The 26,574-nt window shown below is 62.7% G+C and carries 24 protein-coding genes; 20 read left to right on the forward strand and 4 right to left on the reverse strand.

The window, feature by feature from the left end:
* Positions 1-7: 7 nt before the first annotated feature.
* The 4 genes from A4A58_RS19885 to A4A58_RS19900 are packed head-to-tail and all read left to right on the forward strand — an operon-like array spanning position 8 to position 3,330.
* Entirely contained in the window at positions 8-877 is an 870-nt protein-coding gene (locus A4A58_RS19885; RefSeq protein WP_068735421.1) for a branched-chain amino acid ABC transporter permease, read from the forward strand.
* Positions 874-1,875 (forward strand): branched-chain amino acid ABC transporter permease, encoded by a 1,002-nt coding sequence (locus tag A4A58_RS19890; protein WP_068735237.1) that lies wholly within the window; start codon positions 874-876, stop codon positions 1,873-1,875. The genes A4A58_RS19885 and A4A58_RS19890 overlap by 4 nt, the downstream gene beginning before the upstream one ends.
* Positions 1,872-2,636, forward strand: a complete 765-nt coding sequence (locus tag A4A58_RS19895) for an ABC transporter ATP-binding protein (RefSeq protein ID WP_068735239.1) — start codon at positions 1,872-1,874, stop codon at positions 2,634-2,636. The genes A4A58_RS19890 and A4A58_RS19895 overlap by 4 nt, the downstream gene beginning before the upstream one ends.
* Positions 2,617-3,330, forward strand: a complete 714-nt coding sequence (locus tag A4A58_RS19900; protein WP_068735423.1) for an ABC transporter ATP-binding protein — start codon at positions 2,617-2,619, stop codon at positions 3,328-3,330. The genes A4A58_RS19895 and A4A58_RS19900 overlap by 20 nt, the downstream gene beginning before the upstream one ends.
* A 29-nt stretch (positions 3,331-3,359) precedes the next feature.
* On the opposite strand, the gene A4A58_RS29720 is transcribed toward A4A58_RS19900, so the two are convergent.
* On the reverse strand, positions 3,360-3,533 hold the full coding sequence (locus A4A58_RS29720; protein ID WP_081421962.1) for a DUF1328 domain-containing protein: 174 nt from the start codon (positions 3,531-3,533) through the stop codon (positions 3,360-3,362).
* 340 nt (positions 3,534-3,873) lie between these two features.
* Between A4A58_RS29720 and A4A58_RS19905 the strand changes: the two genes are divergently transcribed.
* The 5 genes from A4A58_RS19905 to A4A58_RS19925 all read left to right on the forward strand — a co-directional run bounded on the left by A4A58_RS19905 (position 3,874) and on the right by A4A58_RS19925 (position 11,116).
* A complete protein-coding gene (locus A4A58_RS19905) occupies positions 3,874-6,171 on the forward strand; it encodes a GumC family protein (RefSeq protein ID WP_068735241.1) in 2,298 nt (765 codons plus the stop codon).
* Positions 6,171-7,325 (forward strand): glycosyltransferase, encoded by a 1,155-nt coding sequence (locus tag A4A58_RS19910; RefSeq protein ID WP_068735243.1) that lies wholly within the window; start codon positions 6,171-6,173, stop codon positions 7,323-7,325. Before A4A58_RS19905 ends, A4A58_RS19910 begins: the two co-directional genes overlap by 1 nt.
* A gap of 70 nt (positions 7,326-7,395) precedes the next feature.
* Entirely contained in the window at positions 7,396-8,895 is a 1,500-nt protein-coding gene (locus tag A4A58_RS19915; protein WP_068735245.1) for a lipid II flippase MurJ, read from the forward strand.
* A 54-nt stretch (positions 8,896-8,949) separates the two neighbouring features.
* Positions 8,950-9,972: a polysaccharide deacetylase family protein gene (locus tag A4A58_RS19920; protein ID WP_068735247.1), complete on the forward strand. Its 1,023-nt coding sequence runs from the start codon at positions 8,950-8,952 to the stop codon at positions 9,970-9,972.
* Positions 9,965-11,116 carry a glycosyltransferase family 4 protein gene (locus A4A58_RS19925; RefSeq protein ID WP_068735249.1) on the forward strand — a complete coding sequence of 384 codons (1,152 nt, stop codon included), beginning with the start codon at positions 9,965-9,967 and terminating at the stop codon, positions 11,114-11,116. The genes A4A58_RS19920 and A4A58_RS19925 overlap by 8 nt, the downstream gene beginning before the upstream one ends.
* A 31-nt stretch (positions 11,117-11,147) precedes the next feature.
* Here A4A58_RS19925 and A4A58_RS19930 read toward each other — a convergent pair whose 3' ends face one another.
* Together A4A58_RS19930 and A4A58_RS19935 are read right to left on the reverse strand one after the other, a co-directional pair.
* Complete coding sequence (locus A4A58_RS19930; protein ID WP_068735251.1) at positions 11,148-12,326, reverse strand: glycosyltransferase family 4 protein; 1,179 nt, start codon at positions 12,324-12,326, stop codon at positions 11,148-11,150.
* A 429-nt stretch (positions 12,327-12,755) separates the two neighbouring features.
* Positions 12,756-13,679, reverse strand: a complete 924-nt coding sequence (locus A4A58_RS19935) for a helix-turn-helix transcriptional regulator (protein WP_068735253.1) — start codon at positions 13,677-13,679, stop codon at positions 12,756-12,758.
* A 149-nt stretch (positions 13,680-13,828) separates the two neighbouring features.
* Between A4A58_RS19935 and A4A58_RS19940 the strand changes: the two genes are divergently transcribed.
* The 6 genes from A4A58_RS19940 to A4A58_RS19965 are packed head-to-tail and all read left to right on the forward strand — an operon-like array spanning position 13,829 to position 19,840.
* Entirely contained in the window at positions 13,829-15,055 is a 1,227-nt protein-coding gene (locus A4A58_RS19940; RefSeq protein ID WP_068735255.1) for an amino acid ABC transporter substrate-binding protein, read from the forward strand.
* Between the two features lie 30 nt (positions 15,056-15,085).
* Complete coding sequence (locus A4A58_RS19945; RefSeq protein WP_068735257.1) at positions 15,086-15,955, forward strand: branched-chain amino acid ABC transporter permease; 870 nt, start codon at positions 15,086-15,088, stop codon at positions 15,953-15,955.
* A complete protein-coding gene (locus A4A58_RS19950) occupies positions 15,952-16,899 on the forward strand; it encodes a branched-chain amino acid ABC transporter permease (RefSeq protein ID WP_068735259.1) in 948 nt (315 codons plus the stop codon). Before A4A58_RS19945 ends, A4A58_RS19950 begins: the two co-directional genes overlap by 4 nt.
* Positions 16,896-17,639 (forward strand): ABC transporter ATP-binding protein, encoded by a 744-nt coding sequence (locus tag A4A58_RS19955; RefSeq protein ID WP_081421964.1) that lies wholly within the window; start codon positions 16,896-16,898, stop codon positions 17,637-17,639. The genes A4A58_RS19950 and A4A58_RS19955 overlap by 4 nt, the downstream gene beginning before the upstream one ends.
* Positions 17,632-18,354, forward strand: a complete 723-nt coding sequence (locus A4A58_RS19960) for an ABC transporter ATP-binding protein (protein ID WP_068735261.1) — start codon at positions 17,632-17,634, stop codon at positions 18,352-18,354. Before A4A58_RS19955 ends, A4A58_RS19960 begins: the two co-directional genes overlap by 8 nt.
* A gap of 34 nt (positions 18,355-18,388) precedes the next feature.
* On the forward strand, positions 18,389-19,840 hold the full coding sequence (locus tag A4A58_RS19965) for an aldehyde dehydrogenase (RefSeq protein ID WP_068735263.1): 1,452 nt from the start codon (positions 18,389-18,391) through the stop codon (positions 19,838-19,840).
* Positions 19,841-19,862: 22 nt separating this feature from the next.
* Here the strand turns inward: A4A58_RS19965 and A4A58_RS19970 are convergent, their stop codons facing one another.
* Positions 19,863-20,669: an IclR family transcriptional regulator gene (locus A4A58_RS19970; protein WP_158005711.1), complete on the reverse strand. Its 807-nt coding sequence runs from the start codon at positions 20,667-20,669 to the stop codon at positions 19,863-19,865.
* A 141-nt stretch (positions 20,670-20,810) separates the two neighbouring features.
* Here A4A58_RS19970 and A4A58_RS19975 point away from each other — a divergent pair, with 141 nt between their 5' ends.
* The 5 genes from A4A58_RS19975 to A4A58_RS19995 are packed head-to-tail and all read left to right on the forward strand — an operon-like array spanning position 20,811 to position 26,568.
* A complete protein-coding gene (locus tag A4A58_RS19975) occupies positions 20,811-21,689 on the forward strand; it encodes an FAD binding domain-containing protein (RefSeq protein ID WP_068735267.1) in 879 nt (292 codons plus the stop codon).
* A complete protein-coding gene (locus A4A58_RS19980) occupies positions 21,686-22,183 on the forward strand; it encodes a (2Fe-2S)-binding protein (protein ID WP_068735269.1) in 498 nt (165 codons plus the stop codon). The genes A4A58_RS19975 and A4A58_RS19980 overlap by 4 nt, the downstream gene beginning before the upstream one ends.
* On the forward strand, positions 22,180-24,474 hold the full coding sequence (locus tag A4A58_RS19985; RefSeq protein ID WP_068735271.1) for a xanthine dehydrogenase family protein molybdopterin-binding subunit: 2,295 nt from the start codon (positions 22,180-22,182) through the stop codon (positions 24,472-24,474). Before A4A58_RS19980 ends, A4A58_RS19985 begins: the two co-directional genes overlap by 4 nt.
* 9 nt (positions 24,475-24,483) lie before the next feature.
* Positions 24,484-25,488 (forward strand): amidohydrolase family protein, encoded by a 1,005-nt coding sequence (locus A4A58_RS19990; RefSeq protein WP_068735273.1) that lies wholly within the window; start codon positions 24,484-24,486, stop codon positions 25,486-25,488.
* Between the two features lie 51 nt (positions 25,489-25,539).
* Positions 25,540-26,568, forward strand: a complete 1,029-nt coding sequence (locus A4A58_RS19995; RefSeq protein ID WP_068735275.1) for an ABC transporter substrate-binding protein — start codon at positions 25,540-25,542, stop codon at positions 26,566-26,568.
* The last annotated feature ends 6 nt before the right edge of the window (positions 26,569-26,574 follow it).

Below are 26,574 nucleotides of genomic sequence, written 5' to 3' on the forward strand. Positions count from 1 at the left end.
ATCAATCATGCGCACCATCTTCAGCATCATGACCGACGCCGTTGCCTACGGGATGGTGCTGTTCATCATTTCTATCGGCCTGTCCATCATGATGGGGCTGATGCGCGTGGTGAACCTCGCACATGGCGCTTTCGCCATGATTGGCGGCTATCTGGCCTCCTATGCGATCCGCGACCTGCATGTGCATTACAGCGTCGCGATCCTGATGGCAGTGATCGGTACCATCATCGTTTCGATCCCGTTCGAGATTCTGCTGTATCGCCGGATCTACCGGAAGTCCGATCCGCTGATTCAGGTGCTGATGACCATTGGCATCACGTTCTTCATCATCGGCATCGTCAATTTCATCTTCGGCCCGTCGCTGAAATCGATTCCGTTGCCACAGACACTCAGTGGTCCGCTCGATATCGGTTTCCGCATGCTGCCGACTCATCGCATCTTTGTCATCGCCTGCGGCGTGGTTACGGCGCTGGCGCTGTGGCTTCTGATCGAGAAGACGGAGTTCGGAATCAAGCTACGCGCCTCGGTCGATCATAGTGGTATGGCGGACGCCTTGGGCATCCGCACCGAAATCATCTACGCAGTGACCTTCGCGCTGGCGATCGGGCTCGGCGCATTCGGTGGCGTGGTCGGCGCGGAGATCCTGCCGATCGAACCGTTCTATGCACTGCGCTATATGGTGACGTTCCTCGTCGTGGTCTCCGTCGGGGGGGCGGGTTCGATCCTTGGTGCGCTGTCGGCGTCGCTCTTGCTCGGCCTCGCCGACACCACCGGCAAATATCTCGCGCCGGAGTTCGGCGACTTCTTCTTCTATCTGTCGGTGATCGTCATCGTGTTCCTGTTTCCGCATGGCCTGTTCGGCAGGTCGCACGCATGAGCGAGATCGTCGTGACCCACGTTCCGCACAAGCGCAGCATTCCCTTCGGTCAGGAGGCGGTAGGTGCGCTGAGTATCATCGCGCTTGGTGCCATCGGCTACTTTCTGTATCCGGACGATCTGGCGTTCCTGACGCGGCTGATCGGCATCGCATTCCTGGTGCTGTCGCTCGATTTGGTCACCGGTTATTGCGGCGTCGCTACCCTCGGCCATGCCGCGCAATTCGGCGTCGGCGCCTATGCCGCCGGCATTGCTTGCGTGCGCGGCATTACAGATCCCGTCGCGTTGCTGGCGGTCGGCGTGTTTGCGGGCACGATCATGGGGCTGATCTCCGGCGCGCTGATCACGCGGTTTCGCGGGCTGCCGCAGCTGGTGCTGTCGATTGCCGTGGGGCAATTGGTCGCCGCACTTGCCAACAAGCTGTCGTGGCTGACCGGCGGCAGCGACGGCCTGTCCGGTATCACACCGGGCAAGGTGTTCGGCATCTTCAATTTCGACATGTACAGCCGCACGGCATTTTTGTTCTCGCTGGGCGTGCTGGTCATTGTCTTCGTGCTGCTGCAGCGTTTCGTGCGCTCGCCATTCGGCCTCATGTGCCGCGGCATCAAGGATGACGATCTGCGCGCCAGGATGATCGGTGTCTCGATCTATCCGCGCCTTGTCGTGATGTATGGCGTCGCTGGTGCCGTTGCCGGGATCGGTGGAGCGCTGACGGCGATCAGCACCGGCGTCGTCGGTCTCGACAGCGTCAGCTTCGAACGATCAGCCGAAGTTCTGGTGATGCTGGTGCTTGGCGGTGCAGGGCATCTGTGGGGCGCTCTGGCCGGCACGGTGATCTTCATGATCTTCGAGCATATCGTGGCCGCCGCCAATCCGTTCCACTGGATGACGCTGGTCGGCCTGCTGCTGATCCTGATTGTGGTGTTCGCGCCGCGCGGGCTGATCGAACCAGTGCTGTCGCTGGCCTCCCGCTTCAAGCGCAAGGGAGAGGCGGCATGACCAATCTCCTCGAAGCCCGCGGCGTGTCGTGCTCGTTCGGCGGGCTGCATGTGACGCGCGACGTCAATTTCAAATTGACTGCCGGCGACCGCGTCGCGCTGATCGGCCCGAACGGCGCTGGCAAGACCACGCTGGTCAATCTGATCACCGGCGACATCGCGCCGAGCGAAGGCCAGTTCTTCATGGGCGGTGACGAGATCACGGGTCTCAGCATTCCCGATCGCGTGCGTCGCGGCCTGGTGCGCACGTTCCAGACCACGCGGCTGTTTGCCAATCTCACCGTCGCCGACAATGTCGCGCTGGCGATCATGCAGCGCAAGCGCATCACGCGGCGTTTTTTCTCGTCATCGACGGAGCTGCCGGAAGTCCGTGCGGAGTGGAGTGAGATCCTTAGCCATCTTGGCCTCGCCAAGCTCGCCTATCGCAAGGTGGTCGAGCTCGCCTACGGCCAGCAGCGCCTGATCGAGCTTGCCATCGGCCTCGCGCTGCATCCGAAGGTGCTCCTGCTCGACGAGCCCGCCGCCGGCGTGCCGCATGACGAGGCGCCCAAAATCCTTGAGGCGATCAATCGGCTGCCATCGGATATCGCCGTGTTGATGATCGAGCACGACATGGATCTGGTGTTCAAGTTTGCCAGGCGCGTACTGGTGCTGGCGGCCGGACGGTTGATCTTCGAGGGATCGCCCGATGAGGTCACCGCCGATCACGAAGTGCGCCGCGCGTATTTGGGGAGCTATGCCGATGCCCGCCGCGCCACTTGATATCCAGAACCTGAGCGCGGGCTACGGCCCAACGCGGATCATCGAGGGCATTTCGTTCTCGGTGAAAGCAGGTGATCGTCTCGCCGTGCTCGGCCGTAACGGTATGGGCAAGACCACGCTGCTGGCGACGCTGATGGGCCTGACGACGCGCCATGCCGGCGAGATCAGGATCGCTGACCAGGATGTCACGGCCAGGCGCACCTCGGCGCGCGCCGATCTCGGTATCGGCTATGTGCCGCAGACCCGCGACATTTTCGCCTCGCTGACGGTGGAGGAGAATCTGCGTACCGGGCTGAAGGGGCGGCCGGCGTCGGCGCTCGATGAAGCCTATGCGATGTTCCCGCGGCTACGCGAACGCCGCGGCAATTACGGCAAGCAGCTGTCAGGCGGTGAGCAGCAGATGCTGTCGATGGCCCGAACACTGCTGGGCAAGCCCTCGATCCTGTTGCTCGATGAGCCGCTGGAAGGTCTGGCGCCCGTCATATGCGACGAGCTGATGGCATTGCTGGCGAAGCTGGCCGCCACCAGTGAAGTCACCATCATTCTGGTCGAGCAGCAGATCGAGCGCGCACTGGATTTCGCGAGCAGCGTCATGGTGATGGAGCGGGGCCGTACCAGCTGGACTGGCACGCCGGATGTGCTGATCGCCGACCGCGCGCTGGTCGATCGGCTGGTCGGTGTCGGCATTCACTAGATTCCGGAATTGGCGCGCCGGCTGGCGCGTCAGGCCCGAAAGATCGTGATCCCCAATACCAGCAGCACGATGCAGATCGCCAGGAAGATATAGAAAAGCACGCGTGCGACATCCGCCGTGGCAGCGGAAATGCCGGTGAAGCCGAACAGGCCGGCGGCGACGGAAATCAGAAAGAAGATCAGCGCCCATTTCAGAAGGCTCATCGGGGAACTCCGGTTGCAGCGGTTCCGGAACGCCCCGCTGCGAGATTTGGTTCCGGCTCGCAACCAAAGCAGCTCGCTAATGCGGCACCGGTCCGGGGGAATGCGTAACAGCCTACTAATTAGGCAGCGCAAAGGTATTGGTTAGCATTTTAAACCCGCCCTTAACCAAAACATCCCTAATGAATGGATAGTAGGCCTGCTCCCCGCAGTGGATTTGTGGTTCGGGGGACGAAGGGTTCAGTATGCGTGTCGCGGTCGGTCATGGGTGGTTGCGCTGGGTGAGCACCGTTACGGCGCAGGGATGTGCGGTGCCGGCGCCCCGTAGTAAAGTCTGACGCGCATGTTCACCAAACGCGCCATCGTTACGAATACGGAAGCCGCCGATGGCACTGCGGGCGAGAGCCCGCTGCTCAGGGTTTGGCGCAATCGCAGCCTGTTCGGCGCTGTGTTTCTTGGCGTGATGATCCTGACGGTCATTGCGCTGGTCGTGCTGCCCGTGCGCTATCTCGCCACAGGTTCGGTGATCGTCGCCGAACAAGAGCCCAGCAATAGCAACGCCTCGGCCGCCTGGGCGCAGAAGATCGGTGACCCCGCCGACGTCGAAAGCCAGCTCTTGATCGCGCGCTCGCCGCGGGTGATGCGGCTCGCCATGCAGCAGCCGGGCGTCACAGAAGCCGCCATTGAAGAGTGTCAGAGCAGGAGCAGTAGCTCGACCTGCGAAAAGATGCGGACCGATACGGCGGCGCTGATCGACTATGTGTCGGGAAATTTTGCGATCGGTGCTGTCGGACGTTCGCGCGTCATCAATATTTCCTACACCTCGTCGATCCCCGAAGTCGCGCAGAAGATGGCGAATTCGTTGACCAACGCGTTTCTCGACGAGCAGCGGACATCGGGTGCCAGCAGCCGCGAGGTCGCCGCGTCCTATCTCTGGAAGGAAGCCAAGCAGCTGGATGCAGAGTTGCGCGATGCCGATGCCAAGATCCAGGCATTTCGTCGCAACAAGGGCCTGATGCGCGGATCGCTGGCGCCGATCAGCTCGGAGCGGCTGAGCAGCATCAGCCAGCAGCTGTCGACCGCCGAGACCGCGCGTGCCGATGCGCTCGCCCGCTTGCAGGAGATCAAGGCCAATCAGGCGCGCGCTGTCGATTCCCCTTCAGTGCTGTCGAACCGCTCGATCGCCGATCTCAAGCAGCAGCTCACGGTCGTCACCGCGCAGCTCGCCAGCCAGGCCAATGTACTCGGGCCACGGCACCCGTCGCTGCGTGCGCTGGAGCAGGAGCAGTCCGCGATCAAGGAGCGCATGGCCACGGAAGTGGCGAGCATTGCAGCGAGCGCGCAGAAGGCGTTCGACGCCAATGATTCCCTCGTGAACGCGCTCAGAAAGCAGATGGATGCCGTGAAGGCTGAAGTAGGCTCGGCGACATCGGACGAGGCCTCGATCGAGAGCATGGTGCGCAGCACCGAGATCAAGCGCCAGCAATATGCCGATCTCTACAAGCGCGCCAGCGAACTTGAAACCGAGCGGCGCGTGCTGATTGGCAATACACGGCTGGTCAGCCTTGCCGAACTGCCGACCAAGCCGTTTTTTCCGAAGAAAATTCCGTTCCTGGCCGCTGGCGGCACGCTCGGCCTGCTGCTCGCATTCGTCGCAGCCTTCTTCGGCGACCGGGTCAATCTTGCGGGTCTGTCCCGGCTGCGGACTGCAACTATTCGCCCGGTGCGCGCAGCCGCGCCTGCCGCCGAAGCTGCACCAGTCGCAGTCGCTGCACCAGTCGCTCCGGCGCCCGTCCAGACGACTGCACCCGTGGCGCCGCGTTCTGGACCGCCGCCGACGGCATTGTCATCGGAGTTGGCCGTCGTCACCGGCGCCCCCATTCTGGCACGATTGCCGACCGTCAAGCGCGATCCATCGGAATCGCCGATCGGTGCGATCCTCACGGCGCAGTCCGGCGCCTCGCTGGCGCGTGCGCTGCCGCTCGCGCTGCAGGATCGGCACTATCAGGATGCGCTCCGCGATCTGGCGACGGGCCTGCTCGCGTCGAACGACGCCAGGACACGCCGCAAGATTCTGGTCGCGTCGCCGACGACGGCCGAGGGCAAAACGTTTCTGACCCTGACTCTGGCGCAATATCTCGCAACGGCTGGCCGCAGCGTGCTGGTGATCGAATGCGATTTCGGCGCGCCGAAGTTCGAGACCGCGCTCGGATTGCGCAGTAACCTCGGCCTGCAGGGGATCTTGCGCGGAGACATCACGGCGCGCGAAGCGGTGGTCCGCACCGCGACTCCTAATCTCGACGTCATTCCTGCCGGGCCGTTCTCGGCATCCGCCGAATTGCTGATGCGCAAACCGCTCGGTGATCTCCTGCTCTGGAGCCAGATCTACGACGTTGTCCTGATCGACGCGCCATCGCCGGGCATCCAGACCGATCTGGGCGTGCTGGCCAGGCAGGTCGATGGCGTGCTGCTCTGTATGCGTTCCGGCCGCTCGTCGATCGGGCAGGCAGTGGCCACATCCAGCGCGATCCGTGTCGCTGGCGGCAGCGTCTTCGGCATTGCCGTCACCATGATGCCGGATGCCAATACGCCGCGCGGCACAGACCGGGTTTCGAATGATGCCTATGCCGGAGCGACGTGATGCCCGCTCCGCGCGTTCTGTTCGTCTGCCATACGGGCTCGATCTCCGGCGCTGAGCTCGTTCTGATCGATCTCGTTCAGCCATGGGTGGGCGAGTCGGCCTTCCTGTTCGAGGATGGTCCGCTGCAGCAGGCGCTCACAGCCAAGGGCCTGAAGGTGCGCGTGTCGCGCTGGGGCGAGGGGCTCACGGATGTCAGGCGCGACAGCTCGATCCTGAAAGCCTTTCCGCTGATTGGTCGGCTCGGGGCCATCATTGCCGAATTGACGCGCGAGGCGCGCCGTCATGACGTCATCTATGCGAATTCGCAGAAGGCCTTTGTGTTATCGGCCGTGGCCGCCACGCTGGCGCGGCGTCCGCTGATCTGGCACCTGCACGATATCATCAGCAGTGAGCATTTCGGAGCTACACAGCGCCGCGTGCAAGTGGCGCTGGCGAATTATTGCACGGCGAAGGTGGTCGTTCCTTCGCAAGCCGCTGCAGATGCCTTCATTGCCCAAGGCGGCCGCAAGGAGCTGGTCGCGATCGTGCCCAACGGCCTTGATGTGCCGCCGGACGTAAGCACGCCGCTCGAGATCAGGCGCGAGTTGAAATTGCCCGAAGGACCGCTCGTCGGAGTCTTCAGCCGCCTCGCGGCCTGGAAGGGGCAGCATATCGTGTTGCAGGCTCTCGCAAAGACGCCGGGCGTCAGCTGTATTATTGCAGGAGCTGCGCTGTTTGGCGAAGAGCCTTATGCCGAGAAGCTCAACCGGATGGTGGCGGATCTCGGTCTTGGCGATCGCGTGCATTTCCTCGGCCAGCGCGGCGACGTGCCGAGGCTGATGCGCGCCGTCGATGCGATGATCCATCCCTCGATCGATCCCGAGCCCTTCGGTCGCACGCTGGTCGAAGCCATGCTCGCCGATGTGCCTGTGATTGCGACGGATGCCGGTGCGGCGTCCGATATTCTCGAGGCCGGCAAGGCGGGGACGCTGGTGCCGCCCGGAGATGCCGATGCGCTGGCCGCCGCTATTACCAAGGTCATGTTAAGGCCGCCTGAACTGGCGGGCCAGTTGCAATATGCCGAAGCGCGGGCGCGCTCGCATTACAGCGTCGATCAGATGCTGCAGACGGTCTCGGGCCTGATCGGGCGAGCGGCTGCCGGAGCTCCCGTGTGACCGCGTATCGCTGCTCAATTCTTGGTTTGAAAGCCTGGACGGTCCCTGATCGGACCGCAGCGGTGCGCTTATGAGCGGCGCCCGGCATTCGACGCGCAAGTTTACGGCGATTCTCATCAGCGGTGCGCTGACCAGCAAGCTGCTGGGCTTCGGCCGCGAGATATTGATGGCGCAAGTGCTTGGCGCTTCGCTGGTCGCCGACGGCTTTCGTGGTGCAATCACGGCGGTGATGCTGCCGCTGGCCTTCCTGCAGAACGAAACTGTTCCCGCCGTGATGATCCCGATGCATCGGGATGCATTGAAGGACGGCAACGGACCTCAACGCCTTGGCGCCATGACGGTGGCGATCACCGGCATCGCCGTGATCCTGATGGTAGGGCTGCAGGCGCTCGGCGAGCGGGCCGTGGATGCGCTGGTCGGTGGCTTTTCGGCGGAGGGGCGTAGCCTCACTCTCGACTTCATTCGAATCATGGCGCTGGGCATGCCGGCTTCGGCGATGATCAATGTGCTGGCCGCGGGGGAAATCGCGCTCGGTCGGACGCGCCTGACGAATATCCGCGCCAGCATCCTGAACATCGCCGTGCTCATGGGCATCGCACTGGTCGCTGTGTCCGGCAACTTCCATACGCTGGCCTGGTCGTTCTCGATTGCCTTCAACGCGCTCGGCGCCTGGGGCCTCTACACGATGTGGCGCGAGGGGGTGCTCAGCTTCAAGGGCCTGTCGCTGTCATCGGTGCTGGCGTCAGGCCGCGAATTCTTCCGTCGGCTGCGACCGCTGCTCGCGCTACCGGTCGCCGAACAGGCCAATGTCTGGATCGAACGCCTGCTGGCATCGCGGGTCGGGACCGGTGCGGTGGCCTCGCTGGATTATGCGCGGACATTGACCGAAAGCGCGTTGCTGCTGATCAGTCAGCCGGTCGGGCTGGCGGTGTTGTCCAGCCACCCGCCGAAGGATGTCGGCGCGCAGATCGAAGCGATTGCGCGACCTATTCTCGCACTGGCGGTGCCGGCGTCGGTCTTTCTCGCGATGTTCGCGCCGGAGATCGTGCGGCTGGTTTTTCTGCGCGGCGCCTTCAACGAGCAGGCGCTATTCCTGACCAGTCAGGCCTTGCGTGGCATTGCACTTGGCCTATGGGCCGCGACGCTTGGCTGGATCCTGATCCGCATTCTCAATGGCGCAGGCCGGAACTTTGCGGCCGCTGCCATCATCGTCAGTGCCTATCTGGTTAATATCGTAGTTAACCTTCTCACCTCATACCTGCCCACGGCGCATGAATGGGGCACCTTGTTGCTTGGACTGGGTGAAGCCGCCCGTGGTATCGTTCTCCTGGCTGGCGTCATGATCGTCCTGGGGTCCCGGCGCAAGCTGCTCTACCTGATGTTTCTCGCGTGTTTCCCGGCAGCGCTGATGGCACTCCTCAGCTGGCAAATTCATGAGGTTCTGACGGGTCCGTGGCAGCGGCTTTTCGCCGGTGGCTTTGCCTATCTGGTCTGCCTTGCGCTGTCTGTCGCGATGCTGATGCCGGGCGTTTACATTGCGGCATTTGCGCGCGTCCGGGGTCGCTTGTGATTTTGATATGCATTTTTGTATTAGAGAGTGCCTTGATCGTCTGAGGACTTTTCGATGAAGCACCTGTTATCCAGCGCCGCCCGACGCATGGCGTCGTCCGAAGCGCTGGTCCGCCCGATCAGCATGGCTGCCGATATGTTCATGGGCACGCGTGGCTGCCTGATGACCTTTCATCGCGGCGCTTCAGCCAGGACCTGGGAAAAGCTGCCCAACCGCGACTTCTATCTCGATACGAATTTTCTCGATCAGTTCCTGTCGCATCTGAAGCAACGCGGCTGGGATGTCGTGACGATGGAAGAAGCGATCCAGCGCTCGAAGGCTGGAAAGTCCAACGATCGCTTCGTCAACTTCTCCGTCGACGATTGCTATCGCGATACCTATGAGGAAATTGTCCCGCTGTTTCGCCGCCGCCACGTGCCGGTGACACTGTTCGTCACGACGGGCATTCCTGACGGTACGCTTCCGCTGTGGGCGGCAGGTCTGGAAGATACCTTGCTCAACAACGACCGGGTCATTCTCGAGGATGGTGCGATTGACGTGCCGACATCTGACGCCAAGCGTGCGGCATTCTATTGTATTGCAGACCGTTGGGATGGTCCGCAGGCGTCAGCCTCTTACAAGAAATTTTGCGAGCTCAATGGTGTCGACATCGACGCGATGCACTGGAAGCACGCGATCACCTGGGAGATGCTCGAAGAGTTGCGCGACGATCCGCTGGTGGAGATCGGTGGCCACACCGTGACACATGCCCGCATTTCGTCGCTGTCACCCGATGGCGCACGCTTCGAACTCAAGGGCAGTCGCGACCGGTTGGTCGAGCGCCTTGGCATCCCCGCCAGGCATTTCGCATTTCCCTATGGACGCTCAGGCGATTGCGGTCCACGCGATTTCGCGATCGCGCGCGATGCCGGTTATGCGAGTGCAGCGACGACCCGCAAGGGCCTCGTGCGCAACGGCCAGGATGCCTATAACCTGCCACGCTGCACGATCAACGGTTCGGATCGCAGTCTCGCGACCATGGAGCTCCATCTGTCTGGCCTGACGGGTGTGGCCGCGAGGATGACGGGGCGTGTCTAGCAGTCGTCGTCTCAAGGTTCTCTCGATTGCACATTCCGCCGTCAGCCGCGACGCGGGGCGTCTGCGATACTACCCACTCGTCGGGCGCGATGACGTCGATATGCATCTCGTCGTCCCGGCTACCTGGTATCAGTTCGGCCGTACGATTATTGCAGATCCGTCCGATGATCCCGGTATGACCGTGCATGTGATGCCGATCCGCCTGCCGCGCGCCGGCCCGATGAGCTGGTATCTGCACTTTTATCCGGGCTTGCGGCGTCTCATCCGTGAGGTCGATCCGGATGTGATCCATCTCTGGGAAGAGCCGTGGAGCGTCGTCGCGATGCAGGCGCGCATCCTTAAGGGGCGCGCCGCGATGGTCCTGGAAGTCGATCAGAACATCCTGAAGCGCTTGCCACCGCCGTTCGAGTTCATCCGCAAGGACGTGCTGCGGAACACCGATCATATTCTCTCGCGCAGTCCGGAGGCGACAGCAGTCGTCCGCGCGCGCGGTTATGCGGGGCCAGCGTCGCCGATTGGCTACGGCGTCGATCTCGCGACCTTTAACCAAACTGGCGAACGCCAGGCGCCGATTGCGCCCGGGCAGGGACTACGCATCGGCTATGTCGGGCGTCTCGTCGAGGAGAAGGGTCTCGATGATGCGCTCGATGCCATGAAGCGCGCCACGGCACATGTGACATTGGCGATCATGGGCGAAGGCCCGCATGAGCCTGCGCTAAAGCTGCGGGTCAACGAACTGGGCCTGACCGATCGTGTCACGTTCCAGGGCTGGGGCAAACCGGCCGATGTCGCGTCGTTCCTGAGCGGTCTCGATGCAATGATCTTGCTGACACGCACCACCAGCGCCGTGCGTGAGCAGTTCGGCCGGGTGATCGTCGAGTCGCAGGCTTGCGGCGTGCCGGTGATCGGTTCGACGGGCGGCGCTATTCCCGATGTTGTCGGCAAGGGCGGCTGGACTATTCCCGAGCGCGATCCGGATGCGCTGGCGACACTGCTGGATCGGCTTGCTGCCGACCCGCAGCAGTTGCTGGACCGCGGCGTGGCCGCGCGCGACAACGTGCTGACGCGTTTCACTTACGAGGTGGTGGCGAATGCGCTGGTGTCGGCCTGCCAGCAGGCCGCCGATGCAAAGCGGGTGGGGTGACCGGCCGCTCCCTTGAAGCAGGCGCTTGTGATCAGGCACCGACCGCCATGGCGCCCGGCGCAAATTCGTTCTTCGACGCCTGCACCTGCTCCAAAAGCTCGATATAGCGCGAACCGACATAGTCCCAGCCGTAATTCAATGCCGTGGCATGCGCGCCTTCGCACAGCCGGGCCAGTGTCACCGGATCGGAGAAGGCCATCGCGATCTTCTCGGCGATGTCTGCGCCGTCCGTCTTGATCTGATAACCGTTCACGCCGTCGACAAGGTAATCCTCGATACCGCCGGCTGGTGTTGCGAAAACCGGCGTCGAGCAGGCCATGGCTTCCATGCAGACCAGCGAGAAAGTTTCATAGGCAGTCGGCAGTACAAAGGCGTCGGCCGCAGCATAGAAGGCCGGCATATCGGTGCGGGATCCCGCGAAGACCAGCCGATCGGCGGAGGTTGTCGCCAGTTTGCGATAGGGCGCGGGATTATCCGAGCCCACCACAAGCATCCAGACATCGGGGCCAAGGCGTTCGAGTGCGCCGATGGCATGCGCCAGGCCCTTCCGGCGGAATTCATGGCCGGCGAACAGCAGCAGCTTTGCGTTCGCCGGGATGCCGAATTCTTCACGGATATTGAGGCCGGCGGCGGTGTCGCGGGTAAAGCGGTTAAGATCGATGCCATTGGGGATCACGCGGATGCGCGATGCCGGCACCTTGTAGATCTCCTGTAGCTCGGTTGCGACGCGCGGCGAGACCGCGACATACATGCGATAGCGCAGGCCGCCGATCATCCAGCGATCACGCACGGCCACCCACAGATGCATCGGATTGAGCATCCAAGACCAGGCGCCGGCGTTGCGCTTTTCGGCGAGGCTCTGCGCGTTGACAGCATGCACGACCAGCACGTCACCTATCAGGCTGTCACCGTGACTGATGATGACGGCCTTGGGATGATGATAGGCGGCGCGCGTCGCCAGTAATGTGAAGGTGGGAACGACAAAAGCGCGACCAAGATAGCGCAGGATGCCGCGCGTCTTGATGCGCGAAAGCCAGGCACCGACGCGCTCGATGCGCGTACCTGGCGTTGCCTTTTCACCGACGGCGCTGGCGAGAACTGTGTTGGCGATTTTGGCGCGACTGAATGCGCATGCGAGTTCGCTGGCCACGCTCTCAACGCCGCCGACTGAACTCAACTCCTGGACGATCTGGACGATCTCGATGGTCATGGGCCGACACTATGAAAACGGGTGAACGCCAATACCGTAGGTGCGCTGATAAGTCGCAATTTCATCAATATCCTGCTTTCGCAGGCTTTTGTCACCAGCACAACGTCTAAGATTTGACCTTCGCGATAAGGCATATCGGCGGAAACACTCGGACACAGTCGAGTGAATGCAGCCTCGTTGCGCCAAGTAGTATTCCGCTCCACCTGGAGTCGGTAATTGGCGCGATTCTACGTTGACGACGTCTCGTCGGGCAGTTTTTACCAGCGCTTCGGGCCTAATGGTGAACGGCGTCTTGAAGCGACATCTGAAACAGAGCGCGGAAATGGATGTTGTGGCCCCGATTCAATATCGAGTCATGCTTAACGCGCGCTGTTTCAAATTGATCACGCAGGTTTCAAAGAGACACAGCACTGATCGAGCGTGGGACAGTTACGGCCAGGCCGCATAGGACGGACCATGCTGGCTTGGATCGAGCCGCGCGCGACGCCGATAGGCGCCGGGTGATGCGTTTTGATACTTGCGGAAAAAGCGGTTGAAATAGCCGGGATCACGAAAGCCGAGGCCGTAACCGATCTGCTCGACTGGCAGATCGAGCTGCCGCAACCGCATGCAGGCTTCGTGGATCAGGCGCTGATGCACGATGGCGCGCGGGCTGTAACCCTTCTCGCGCTTGCAATGCGCATGGAGCTTGTCGTCGGTGACGCCGAGCGCGGCCGCATAGCGGGCGATAGGCCAGCCGTCGCGATAATGCAGTTCGACCATCTGCAGGAAATTGCCGACGAGGCGGGGGCCGTCGCCGCGCTGTGCAGCATTGTCGGAGGCTTCCTCCGAAATCACCGATCGCCAGATGTGGAGGCACAGCAACAACACATGCGTCGATGTCATCGTCGCGCTGCCGCGGCCCGGCGTATTTAATTCACGCACCAGCGTGCTGCAGGATTCCGTGATGGCCGCAAAAGTCGTCGCGAGTTGCGCGCCTTCGCGCAGGACCAGCCGGTCGATGGTTCGCCGCAGATGCAGCGCCTCGGCACTGCCGGCGACGGTGCGGGTGAGGACATCGTCCGACACTGAAATCAGATAGCCTTGCGCGCCGGCTTCGACCTCCAACGTGCCTTCGTGATCGCCGGGAAGCCACAACAGGCCGGGGGACTGAATGGCAACCGTGGTGCCGCGCATCGTGGCGGTGCCGCGCCGGGTTTCGATCACCAGCAGATGCGAGCGCCTGGCAACCGACTGCCGGATGATCCAGCTGCGCGGCGCCAGTCCGGGTGCGAATCTTTCCGCATGCAATGCCGGAAGCGGCTTCTCCGCGAAGCCGGTGGGACCAGAAACGATGTGTGCGGTCTCAAGCACTGGGACAATCCGTCGCGTGAAATAACTCGCCTACACGGATCAATACAATCTTTCCCCGGATGCGTCCAATTCCCAGCCCCAAACGCTGGACTAGTCTCCGGCCATCGAACGCCACAAGGCGTCGGTGAAAAGAATTCGGGGAGGATAACATGGTGTCAGCAGTCAAGCGCCTTGCGGCGGGACTACTCGCAGTGGTCGGTGCGGCGTCCGTCGGGTGGGACGGTGCAGCGGAGGCCCAGACGTCGGTCAAGATCGGTTATGCCATCTCGCGCACCGGCCCCGCCGCCGGCGGCGCCGCGGTGACGACGATTCCAAACTACGAGCTGTGGGTCAAAGAGGTGAACGCCGGCGGCGGGCTCAAGCTCGGCGACAAGCGCGTCCCAATCGAGGTCGTCCAGTATGACGACCGGTCGAGCGCAGAAGAAGCCGCCAAGGCGCTGGAGCGGTTGATCACCCAGGACAAGGTCGATTTTATCCTGCCGCCCTGGGGTACTGGCCTGAATCTCGCGGTCGGCCCTATCCTCAACAAGGCCGGCTATCCGCATATTGCATCGACGGCCGTGACCGACCGTGCGCCAGAACTGGCGAAGCGCTGGCCCAACAGTTTCTGGCTGCTCGGCACCAGCGCCGATGCTGCCAAGACGCTGGTCGAGCTGCTGGTGAAGCTGCGCACCGAAGGCAAGATCGGCGATACCGTGGCAATGGCCAGCATCGCCGACGGCTTCGGCATCGATCTCTCTGGTGCCGCCAGGCCAGCTCTTACAGCCGCCAAGTTCAAGCTCGCCTATGACAAGACCTATCCGGTCGGCACGCAGGATCTCAGCCCGATCATCAACGAGGTGAAGGCGCTGAACCCCGACGTGTTCATCGCCTTCAGCTATCCGCCGGACACGATCGCGATCACTGAACAGTCACGCATCTCCGGTTTCAATCCGAAGATCTTCTACACCGGTGTCGGCACTGCATTCCCGCTGTTCAAGCAGAAATTCGGCGCCAACGCGGAAGGCGTGATGGGCATCGGCGGCTGGAACGGCGACAGCCCGGCCATCAAGGACTATCTGGCGCGCCACAAGGCGTCGGCAGCAAACGGTGCAGAGCCGGATCGCTGGGCCAGTGCGGTCACCTATGCCGGCCTGCAGATGCTGCAGCAGGCGATCGAACGCGTCGGCAAGGTCGATCGGGCCGCCGTCATCAACGACCTGCAGAGCGGCACGTTCGATACCGTGATCGGCAAGGTGAAGCTCGAGAACAACATGCCGACCAAATACTGGTGGGTCGGGCAGTGGCAGGACGGCGAGTTCTATGGCGTTGGCCCGTCGGGTAACGAGGGCGCGCGTGCGCCGGTCGTCCCGAAGCCGGCCTGGAAGGCGCAGTGATCGCGTCCCTCCCGTATCTGGTCTGACAGAATGACAAACGCGGTTCTCACCGGCCTCGTGCTGGGCGGCATGTATGCGCTGATCGCCATGGGGCTGACCCTGCAATATGGCGTGGCGCGGATCATGAACCTGTCCTATGGCGAGTTCCTGATCGGCGCGGCCTTTGCGTCCTATTGGCTGTTCACCGGCTGGGCACTCAATCCGCTCGCAGGACTGGCGTTTGTCATTCCGGTCAGTTTCGGCATCAGCTATCTCTTGTATCGCGTGTTGCTCACGCCGCTGGTGCGCCGCGCGCGCACCCGCGACGCCCTTGAGGTCGACAGCATTCTAGCCACCTTCGGCATGATGTTCATCGTGCAAGGCATCATGCTGACCATGTTTGGCGGCGCCTATTTCAGCTACTCGTTCCTCGCGGTGCCGGTGACGATCGTCGGCGAGGTGCTGGCGCTGAATCGCCTGATTGCATTCGGCCTCGCGGTCGTGGTCGGCCTTGCGCTCTATCTGACGCTGACCCGCACACGGATCGGGACGTCCATCCGGGCAGTGGCTGTTGATCCCATCGCGGCGCAACTCGTTGCCATCGATGTCACCAGGACATCGGCGCTGGCCTTTGCGCTCGGCGGCGCGCTGGTGGCGTCCGCCGGCGTGCTGATCAGCATGTTCCTGACCTTCAGCGCCACCTCCGGCGTGGTGTTCACCATGAAGGCGCTGATCGTGGTCGTGATGGGTGGCGTCGGCAATTTGCTGGGCTGTCTCGTCGCCGGGCTGGCGCTGGGATTGAGCGAAGCGCTGGTGGCGACCTTCATTGATCCCGGCCTGACGCTGGCTGTTAACTTCGCGCTGTTCCTCGGCGTGCTGCTGGTGAAGCCGGCCGGCATTTTCGGGAGGGCGCAGCGATGAGCAGTACCCAAATAACCACCGGTGCGATCTGTCTCGCAGCCGTGGTTGCGCTCGCATTCGCCCCGATGATTGTCGATGCCTATCACCTCGCGCTCGCGATCAGTCTCTTGCAATTCACGGTGCTGGCGACGGCATGGGGCATGTTCTCTGGCCCGACGCGCTATGTGTCGCTGGCGACCACAGCCTTCTTCGGTGTCGGCGCATACACCGTCGCCGTTCTGGGCGAGCAATTGCCGTGGTCGCTGGTGCTGCTGATCGCGGCTGCGATCGGCGCGGTCATGGCCGTCATCGTCGGCCTGTCGACGCTGCGGCTGAGCGGCGTGCATTTCGTCATCTTCACCTTTGGCCTCGCTGAACTCGTGCGCCAGATCGTCGTCTGGTACGAGGTCAACATGACGCGTGTGCTCGGCCGTTATGTCTTTGTCGATATCACCCAGAACGACATCTACTGGCAGTTGCTCACGCTCGCCGTCATCGTGTTCGGTACCGGCTGGCTGATCGCCCGCTCGCGCTTCGGCTTCGCACTGCGCATCATCGGCGAAGACGAGACTGTGGCGCGGCATTGCGGCATCAACGTCACCATCGCCAAGGTCGCGCTGTTCACTATCACGGCCACCTTCATGACGCTGGTCGGCGCGATCATGGCGCCGCGCTTCACCTATATCGAGCCATCGATCGCCTTCAACGCCACCATCTCTTTCGAAGTGGTAATCATGGCACTGCTCGGCGGCGCGCATCGGTTATGGGGGCCAGCGCTCGGCGCCATTCCGCTGACGCTGCTGTTCGACTTTCTGTCCGCGCGCTTTCCCAGCACATCGACGCTCATTATGGGCGTGGTGTTTCTGCTCATCGTCTACGCGCTGCCGTCAGGTGTGGTCGGCCTCTGGGAGAAGTTGAAAGCCTGGCGACCCACGGCCTCGAAGATGCGGGGAGCGCAGGCATGACCGCCAGTGCAATGCCGGTGCTCCGCATCGAAGGTCTGACCCGTGCCTTTGGCGGTCTCATCGCGGTCAACGGCATTGACCTCACGGTTCATGCTGGCGAGATCGTCGGGCTGCTTGGCCCCAACGGCTCCGGCAAGACCACGGCGCTCAACCTGATATCCGGCGTGCTGTCGCCGAATGCCGGCGTAATTGCCTTCGCCGGCCACGATATCGCGGGCTGGCCGACCCATCGCATCGCGCGACTCGGTCTCGCGCGCACGTTCCAACTGGTGCGCGTGCTCGACGGCATGACCTGCGGGCAGAATGTGGAGGCCGGGCTGGCCTTTCATCATGCGCCGCTTGCACGCGACGCGATGGCGGCCGCTGCGGCCGGCCTGCTCGCGCGGGTCGGTCTCGCCGGATTTGGTGGACGGCCCGCATCGGAGCTCACTTATATCGACCGCAAGCGACTCGAACTGGCACGCGCGCTGGCGCTGCAGCCGCGCCTGCTGCTGCTCGACGAATGGCTCGCCGGTCTGAACCCGTCCGAGTTGCTGATCGGGATCGAGCTGATCCGATCGCTCAAACAGGAGGGGCTGTCGATCCTGCTGGTCGAGCACGTGATGGATGCGATCCGTTCGCTCTGCGATCGTTGCGTGGTGATGAGCAGTGGCCGCAAGATTGCAGAAGGGCCTGTAGCTGCTGTGCTGAGCGACCCCGCGGTGATCGAAGCCTATCTGGGAGTCCCGGCGGATGCTTGAGGTCTCCAACATCAGCGTCACCTATGGCCAGCATCACGCGCTGAGTGATGCGGCGCTCCATGTCGAGCGCGGCGAGATCATTGTCATTCTCGGCGCCAATGGCGCCGGCAAGTCATCGTTGCTCAAAGCCATTGCCGGTTTGCTGCCGTCACCAGCCAAGATCGTCAAACTCGCCGGTCGTGATCTGTCCCGTTTGCCGCCTCATGAGATCGTGGAAGCCGGGCTCGCGCTGGTGCCGGAAGGCCGCGGCGTGTTCGGCGAATTGACTGTGGCCGAAAACCTGTTGCTCGGCGCTAATCCGAAACGCGCACGGGCCGTTGAGGCCGAACAGCGTGCCAAGGTGATGACGCTGTTTCCTCGGCTCGGCGAACGCTTGGCACAGACCGTGCGTACCATGAGCGGCGGCGAGCAGCAGATGGTGGCAATCGGCCGCGCGCTAATGTCGAACCCGGAAATTCTTCTGCTCGACGAGCCATCGCTCGGCCTGTCGCCACTGCTGGTGCGCGAATTGTTCGCCGCCTTGCGCAAGGTGCGTGAGACCGGCGTCGGCCTGCTGCTGGTCGAGCAGAATGCCCGCGAGAGTCTGGCTATCGCCGATCGCGGCTATCTGATCGAGAACGGCAAGATCACCGGCAGCGGCACCGCGGCAGCCCTTCAATCCGACGACGCCGTGCGCCGCGCCTATCTCGGCGGTCTCGCCAGCGGCGCGGCCTGAGCGTTCCAAGAAGCATTCAACGGAGGATATCGCCATGAACCAGATCAATCTGCTGCTCGAGAACCAGGATGTGCAGGCCATCGACGGCGCGACATTCGATCGCCTCAACCCGATGACCGGCGACATCGCGTCGCGCGCCGCTGCCGCGCAGATCGCCGATGCCAAGCGCGCTGCCGATGCAGCCGCCGCTGCCTTCCCTGCGTGGTCGGCGACCGGCCCGGGTGCGCGCCGCGCCGTCCTGCTGAAGGCCGCAGATATTCTCGCCAGCAAGGCGCCCGACTTCATCGCACTGATGGCATCTGAAACCGGCGCCACTGCCGGCTGGGCCGGCTTCAATGTTCATCTCGCCTCCAACATGCTGCGTGAGGCGGCGGCGATGACGACGCAGATTTCCGGCGAGGTGATCCCGTCGGACAAGCCCGGCTGCATCTCGATGGCGATCCGCCAGCCCGCGGGCGTGGTGCTCAGCATCGCGCCGTGGAATGCGCCGGTCATCCTTGGCGTACGTGCGGTCGCGCTGCCGCTGGCCTGCGGCAATACGGTAATCCTGAAGGCATCGGAAATCTGCCCAGGCACACATCGGTTGATCGGCGAGTGCCTGCGCGAGGCCGGTCTACCGCCGGGCGTACTTAATGTGATCACCAACGCGCCGGAAGATGCGCCCGCGCTGATCGATGCACTGATCTCGCATCCCGCCGTGCGCCGGATCAACTTTACCGGTTCGACCCGCGTCGGCCGGATCATCGCAGAGACCGCCGCCAAATATCTTAAGCCGGTGCTGCTCGAACTCGGCGGCAAGGCGCCGCTGGTGGTGCTCGACGATGCGGATCTTGATGCAGCAGTGGCGGCCGCGGCCTTTGGAGCATTCATGAACCAGGGGCAGATCTGCATGTCTACCGAACGCCTTGTGGTCGATCAGAGGGTCGCTGATGGTTTCGTGGCCAAGCTCGCCGCCAAGGCCGGCAGTCTTGTCGCTGGCGATCCGCGCAAGGGCGATACGCCGCTCGGTTCACTGATTGGCAAGGATGCTGCGGATCGCATGCAGGCGCTGATCAAGGACGCTGTGGGTAAGGGCGCCCGCGTTGTAGCGGGCGGCAGCGTCGAGGGCACGCTGATGTCTGCGACAGTGCTTGATCACGTTACCTCGACGATGCGGATCTACAATGAGGAGTCATTCGGGCCGATCGTGAGTGTCGTGCGCGTCGATGGCGTGGACGAAGCCGTGCGCGTTGCCAACGATACCGAATACGGACTATCGGCAGCGGTGTTCGGCCGCGATATCGCCCGCGCGCTGGATATCGCCAAGCGGATCGAGTCTGGAATCTGTCACATTAACGGCGCGACCGTGCATGACGAGGCGCAGATGCCGTTCGGCGGGGTGAAGGCGTCGGGCTACGGTCGGTTCGGCGGCAAGGCCGGCATTGCCGAATTCACTGAACTGCGCTGGATCACCATCGAGACCGGCCCGCAGCACTATCCGATCTGATCGTGTCCGTTACATGCGGCCGTTAGAGGCTGACGGCCGCATAAGCTTTGCTGATATCCGTGGCCGCATGCTGCAGATGTTCACGCAGCTTGATCTGACTGGCTTTCGGCGTGCGGAATGCCGGTGTCACGAAAGAGATCGCGGCGATCACGCCATTGGAATCGCGGATGGGAACGGAGACGGCATAGACATGCGGTGTGATTTCCGCGCGCGACTCCGACCATCCCTGCTCGCGGATCATGGCGAGTTCGCGTACCAGCAGCCTGCGATGTGGTGCGAAGCCGGGATCGCGCCGAACGGCGTCGTCGAGGATTGTCTCGCATTCAGCTTCGGGCATATGCGCGAGCAGCATTTTCGGTCCGGCGCCGCGGTGCAACGGCAAGGCCGTTCCGACCTCGAAGGTCAGGCGAATGCGTGACGACGATTCGGCGCGCTCGATACATACGGCGCGATCGGCCGAGCGGCGCAGCAGGATGATGGTTTCTCCGACCTCCTGAGAAACGCGCTTCATGAAGGGGCGAGCAATGGAGGCGAGATCGGTGCCGGCTCGGGCCGCCTGAGCCAGGCCGATGACGCGTGGCGCGAGCACGAACGAGCCGCGGCCGTCTTCGTCGATGAGGTCGGCTTCGCGCAAGATGCCAATGTACCGATAGGTCGACGACAGTGGCACCCCGATCTGTTCAGACAGGCTTTCTGCGGAATGCCGCGGGCGATCGGTGGAGAAGGCCAGCAAGGCGCGAAGTATCTTTCGCGAACTGCCATCCGCAGCAGCAGGACGGTCCGTCTGGTCGACGCGTTTCGACGCAGTTGCGGCTCTCTTGATGGCCAACGGAACCTCCATTCGGTAATGCTTGCCAATGGAAACGGCAGCATGTGGATATCATTTGCGCACCAACAAATATTGCCGTGCGCGTGCCTTCTTATAAGATAAGATAGTGTTCTCAGCAATTGAGAAGTAGCAAATCAGCCGATGAAGCTTCCGCCGCTGGACTATATTTGCCCTGCTACGCTGACCGAGGCGATTGCCGCGCTCGCGGCTTATGGCGGCAATGCCAAGGTGATCGCGGGTGGGCAGAGTCTGGTGCCGATGCTCGCATTCCGGCTGGCGGCACCAAGTGTGCTGGTCGATATCGGGCGGCTGCCAGATCTCAAAAACATCAGTATTTCCGCTGACGGCATCGACTTTGGCGCCCTCGTGACCTGGCGGGATATCGAGCGCGATGCGCGGCTCGCACAGGCGCATCCGCTACTGGCGGCGGCCATCGCCCATGTCGCGCATTACCAGATCCGTAACCGCGGTACCGTCGGTGGCAGTATGGCCCATGCCGATCCGGCCGCCGAAATGCCGGGTATTGCGGTGACCTGCGACGCGATGCTGACGATCGTCGGACCGACCGGGACACGCATCGTGCGCGCAAACGAGTTCATCACTGGCGGCCTCAGCACGGTTCTGGGGGCCGACGAAATCTTGACCAGCATACGCTTGCCGCTCTGGAAGAAGGCGCGGCGCTGGGCCTTCGAGGAATTCGCACGCCGCCGCGGAGATTTTGCGCTGGCGGGTGTTGCCGCATTCTACGACATCGACGCGCAGGGCCTGGCGTATAATGCGCATATCGGGCTGATCGGCGTTGCCGATCGTCCGATGCGGCTGCCCGGTGTCGAGGCCATCCTCGATGGCCGCCGGATCGATGCCGACGTGATTTTACAGGCCGCGGCTGTGGCGCGGGACGCGGTCGATCCCGCCGATGATATCCACGCGGAAGCCGCCTATCGGCGCGATCTTCTCGGCGTGTTGCTGGAGCGGGCGCTGGCGCGTGCGGCCGACATTGTCTTGCCGGAGGCTGCATGATATCGGCGCGCGCCCTCCGTTTGACCGTCAACGGCACGCAAACGACCGTCACGGTCGAACCTCGCACCACGCTGGCGGATGCGCTGCGCAACGAACTCCGCCTGACCGGGACACATCTTGGCTGCGAGCACGGCGTCTGCGGTGCCTGCACGGTGATCGTCGATGGCGCCGCTATGCGCGGCTGCCTGATGCTGGCGGCACAGGCGGAAGGACGCGAGGTGACGACCGTCGAGGGTCTTGGCAGCGCCGCGCATCTCAGTGCGTTGCAGCTTGCGTTCCGCAAGCATCACGCTTTGCAGTGTGGCTTCTGCACGGCCGGTATTCTCACGACGGCGCATGCATTGCTGACCGACGAGCCGCATGCGGGCGAGGACCGCATCCGCGAGGTGATTTCTGGAAACCTATGTCGCTGCACCGGTTATCTGCCGATCATCGCGGCGATCATGGAAGCCCGCATTGCCTATAGCGACGTGCAATGCGAGGCGGCGCAATGAGCGATGTCGCCAAACTCCTGGTCGGCAGCGCGGTCGAGCGCATGGAGGATGCGCGCTTCCTGTCGGGATCCGGCTATTTCGCTGATGATCTTGCCGTCGAGGGGATGCTGCATGCGGCGATCCTGCGCAGCCCCATCGCCCATGCACGGATCGCGTCTATCGACGCATCGGCTGCGCTGGCTATGCCGGGCATTCACGCCGTGATCACGGCTCACGACATCGGCGACACCATCCCCATCATCCCGCTTCGCCTGGCGCCGCTGCCCGAATTCGAGCCATTCCGCCAGCCCGTCATCGCGCGCGACAAGGTGCGTTATGTCGGTGAGCCAATCGCTATCGTCGTCGCTGACAGCCGCGCTTTGGCCGAGGATGCGCTGGAGACGATCGGCATCGAATTTGATGCGCTGTCCGCAGTCACTGAACGCGGCGCAAGTGAGACCCCGCTATTCGACTTCGCCAAAGATAACGTTGCGCTGCGCTACGATGCCGGGTTTGGCGATGCCGATGCGGCCTTCGCGTCGGCGCACTATGTGCGCACCGAGCGCTTCAGCGTGCAACGCCACACGGCGCTGCCCATGGAGACGCGGGGCATGCTTGCCGAATGGAATTCATTGGCGGGTCGACTCGTCGTCACAGGCGCGACAAAGGTCACGTTCTATAACCGCCGTGCGCTGGCGCAGATGCTGGGCCTTCGCGAGGATGATATCGATCTGATCGAGATCGATGTCGGCGGCGGCTTCGGCGTGCGCGGCGAATTCTATCCCGAGGATTTCCTGATCCCCTTTGCGGCCCGCAAACTGGCACGTCCGGTCAAATGGATCGAGGATCGCCGCGAGCATCTGATGGCGATCAATCATTCGCGCGATGTCGCCTGCGAATTGTCACTCGCCTGCCGCAGCGACGGAATGATACTGGGTCTGCGCGGCCGGGTATTCGCCGATATGGGCGCCTATATCCGCACCAATGGCGGCGTCGTGCCGGCCAAGGCGGCGCAGTTTCTGCCCGGCCCTTACCGCATTCCCCATGTCAGCGTGTCGGTCGAAGCCTTCATGACCAACAAGACGCCGGTCGGCACCTATCGCGGGCCGGGCCGCTTCGAGGCAAATTTCTTTCGCGAGCGGTTGATCGACATGGCCGCGATCGATCTCGGCATCGACATCGCCGAATTCCGGCGCAAGAACCTGATCACCGAACAGGAATTGCCTTATCCGATCGATGGGCTCGTACCCTATGAAGGGCCGACATCCTATGACACGGGTGACTATGTCGAGGTGTTCGAGCGTGCCTTGAAGGAGATCGGCTGGTTTGAGAAGAGTCATCTGCAAGGCAAATTGATCGATGGCGTACGTCATGGCATCGGGCTCGGCTGTTTCGTCGAAAGCGGCGGCGCCGGCCCGAAGGAGAACGCCGCGCTTACCCTCGAAAAGGACGGGTCGCTGACGGTGGCCGTCGGCTCATCCGTGCTGGGGCAGGGTCTGGAGACGGTGCTCGGCCAGATCGCGTCGGATACGCTGTCGATCCCGTTCGATCGCATCCGTGTACTTCATGGCTCGACCACGCTGCTCGATGAGGGCTTTGGCACCTATCATTCGCGTGCGGTGGTGATGGGCGGTTCGGCCGTGCTCGATGCCGCCACCCGGCTCCGCGAGAAGATCCTGCAGCAGGCGTCCAATCACCTGGGCAGGCCGAACAGCGAATTGAAGATCGTGAATGCAAACGTCATCGCCGATAACGGCGCGTCGGTGTCGTTTGCGGCGCTCGCAGCCGGGCACGACTTGCAGGCAGACGGCACATTCTCCAACGATGTGCGCACCTATAGCTACGGCACCCATGCGGCGCATGTCACCGTCGATCCACGTACGGGCGCGGTGAAAGTTCTCGATTACATCGCAGTCGAAGATGTTGGTCGCGCCATCAATCCGGCCATCGTGCACGGGCAGGCGATTGGTGCCATCGTGCAGGGACTGGGTGGCGTTTTCCTCGATCATCTGATCTATGACGAGCAAGGACAGCTTTTGAACGCCTCTCTGGCCGATTATCTGGTGCCGACCGCGAGCGACTTCCCTGTGCTGCGCGCGGTGACGCTGGAGCTGCGGCCGTCGCCGAGCAATCCGCTCGGTGCCAAGGGCGCGGGCGAGGGCGGTATCGTTGCTGTGGCCGCAGCGACGGCCAATGCGGTGGCGGCAGCGCTGGCGCCGCTCAATGTCGAGATTCATCACTTGCCGCTGACGCCGCCGCGTCTGTGGCGCCTCATCAAGAATGCGCGCGAGCGCACGACCAATGCCGCATAGGGACTGATTGTGCCGATCGATATCCATGCCCATTATGTGCCGCCGCAGCTGCTGTCCGCGATCGATGGCCGCGGCGCCTATTGCGGCGTGAGGCTGCTACCATCAGGGAATGGCAAGCCGCCGGCCCTCGGCTTCGATTATGGTTTCAGGGTTCGGCCGTTCTTCCCGCAACTGGTTGAGCCGGTTGAACAACGCCGTGCCAGCCTCGACCGCCAGGGTCTCGACCGGCAACTGGTCGCCACATGGCCTGATATCTACGGCTACGGTCTGGCGAAAGATGCCTGTGCGCATTGGCATCGGATGCTCAACGATACGCTCGGCGAGTGGTGCCACACCAACAGCGACCGCTTTTCCTTTGTCGCATCGGTGCCGCTGGTCGATGCTGCCGATGCCGCGGCTGAACTCGATCGCGCCGTTGGCCTTGGCGCTGTTGCGGTCATGGTCCCGGCCAATGTTGAAGGCGTCAATATCGGCGAGAAGCCTCTCGATCCGTTTTGGGCCAAGGCGGAAGCCTTGGGACTGCCGGTCATCCTTCATCCCGTGCTGGTGGATGCTGCGCCGCGTACCGCGAAATTCGCGCTGACGCAGATCGCCCAATACACGTTCGATACCACGCTCGGCATCGGCTCGATCATCTTCTCGGGTGTGCTCGATCGCTTCCCGGCGCTCTCGATCGTCCTCAGCCATGGCGGCGGCACATTTCCTTATCTGCTGGGCCGCTTCGATGTGATGCATGCGCGGATGGATCGCGCGGGACAGGGCGATGTCGCGCAATGCGACCCGTCGGTCTACGCCTCGCGCATCGGCTATGACAGCATCGTTCATGCGCCAAAAGCGTTGCGTTTTCTCGCCGATACCGTGGGCATTGAACGTGTAGCGCTCGGTACTGACGAATCCTTCCCGCCGGCGGATCGCGATCCCCTCGCCAGCGTCAAGGCTGCGGGCTTTTCCGCTGCCGATATCGAACTGATTACTGAAACCAATCCGAGGCGTCTGTTTCCACGTTTGCCCTGAGCTGCGGCGCGTTCTGCTGTATCACTTTCATGCGAAAAAAGAGGACAGATCATGCTGAAACGTCTGCTTGTTGCCGTCGGTGTTGCGATGTCGATGCTGGGTCTTGCGAACGCCCAGGAGATGAAGACGGTCAAGGTCGGGACGACCAATCTGTCATCGGATATCGGTCTGTTCCTCGCCGAGAAGCGCGGCTACTTCAAGGAAGAGGGTGTCAAGGTCGAACTGATCCCGTTCGATTCCGGCGCCAAGATGGTGGCCCCGCTCGGCGCGGGCGATCTCGACGCGTCGGCAGGCGCAGCCTCCGCCGGGCTCTATAATGCCGTCAATCGCGGTCTCAAGCTGAAGATGGTGGCGGACAAGGGCACCAATATCGCGGGCTATAGCTACAAGGCGCTGATGGTGCGCAAGGATCTGATCGAGTCAGGCGCATTTAAGTCGCTTGCCGATCTCAAGGGCAAGAAGGTCGCGATCATTGCCAACGGCGCGGCCGATGAATCCGTCATCAATCAGGCGCTGAAGAAGGCCGGGCTCAAGGACGAGGATATCGAAAAGGTCTTCCTTCCGTTCCCGCAGCATCTCACGGCCTTCGCCAACAAGGCGATCGACGCGGCGATTTCGGCGGAGCCGGGCGTGACGGCGATGGTGCGCAACAATGTCGCTGTGCGCTTTACCGGCCTCGACGATTTTTATCCGGTGCAGCAGACGGCCATGCTGCTGATCAACGGCAAGTTCGCCGAGGACCGCAAGACCGTCACGGCCTTCCTCAAGGCCTATTTGCGCGGGGTGCGCGCCTATGCTGCGACGCTGAAGGACGGCAAGATCGCGGGGCCCGGCGCCGAGGACATGATCAAGGACATTGCCGAGATGACAGGCATCAAGGACATGGCGCTGCTGCATCAGATCGTACCGGTGTTCATCGATCCCGACGGCCAGATCAATCTGCCCAGCGTTGAAACCGATCTCGCTTACTTCAAGTCGCGCGGGCTGGTCACCAGCGACATCGAGGCAGCCAAGGTCGTCGACATGTCCTATGTCGATGCACTGAAGCCGGTTCTGGGACCATTTGCACGACCCAAGTGAGACGGT

The sequence above is a fragment of the Tardiphaga robiniae genome (assembly GCF_001618955.1).
In the GTDB taxonomy this organism is placed as follows: Bacteria; Pseudomonadota; Alphaproteobacteria; order Rhizobiales; family Xanthobacteraceae; genus Tardiphaga; species Tardiphaga robiniae_A.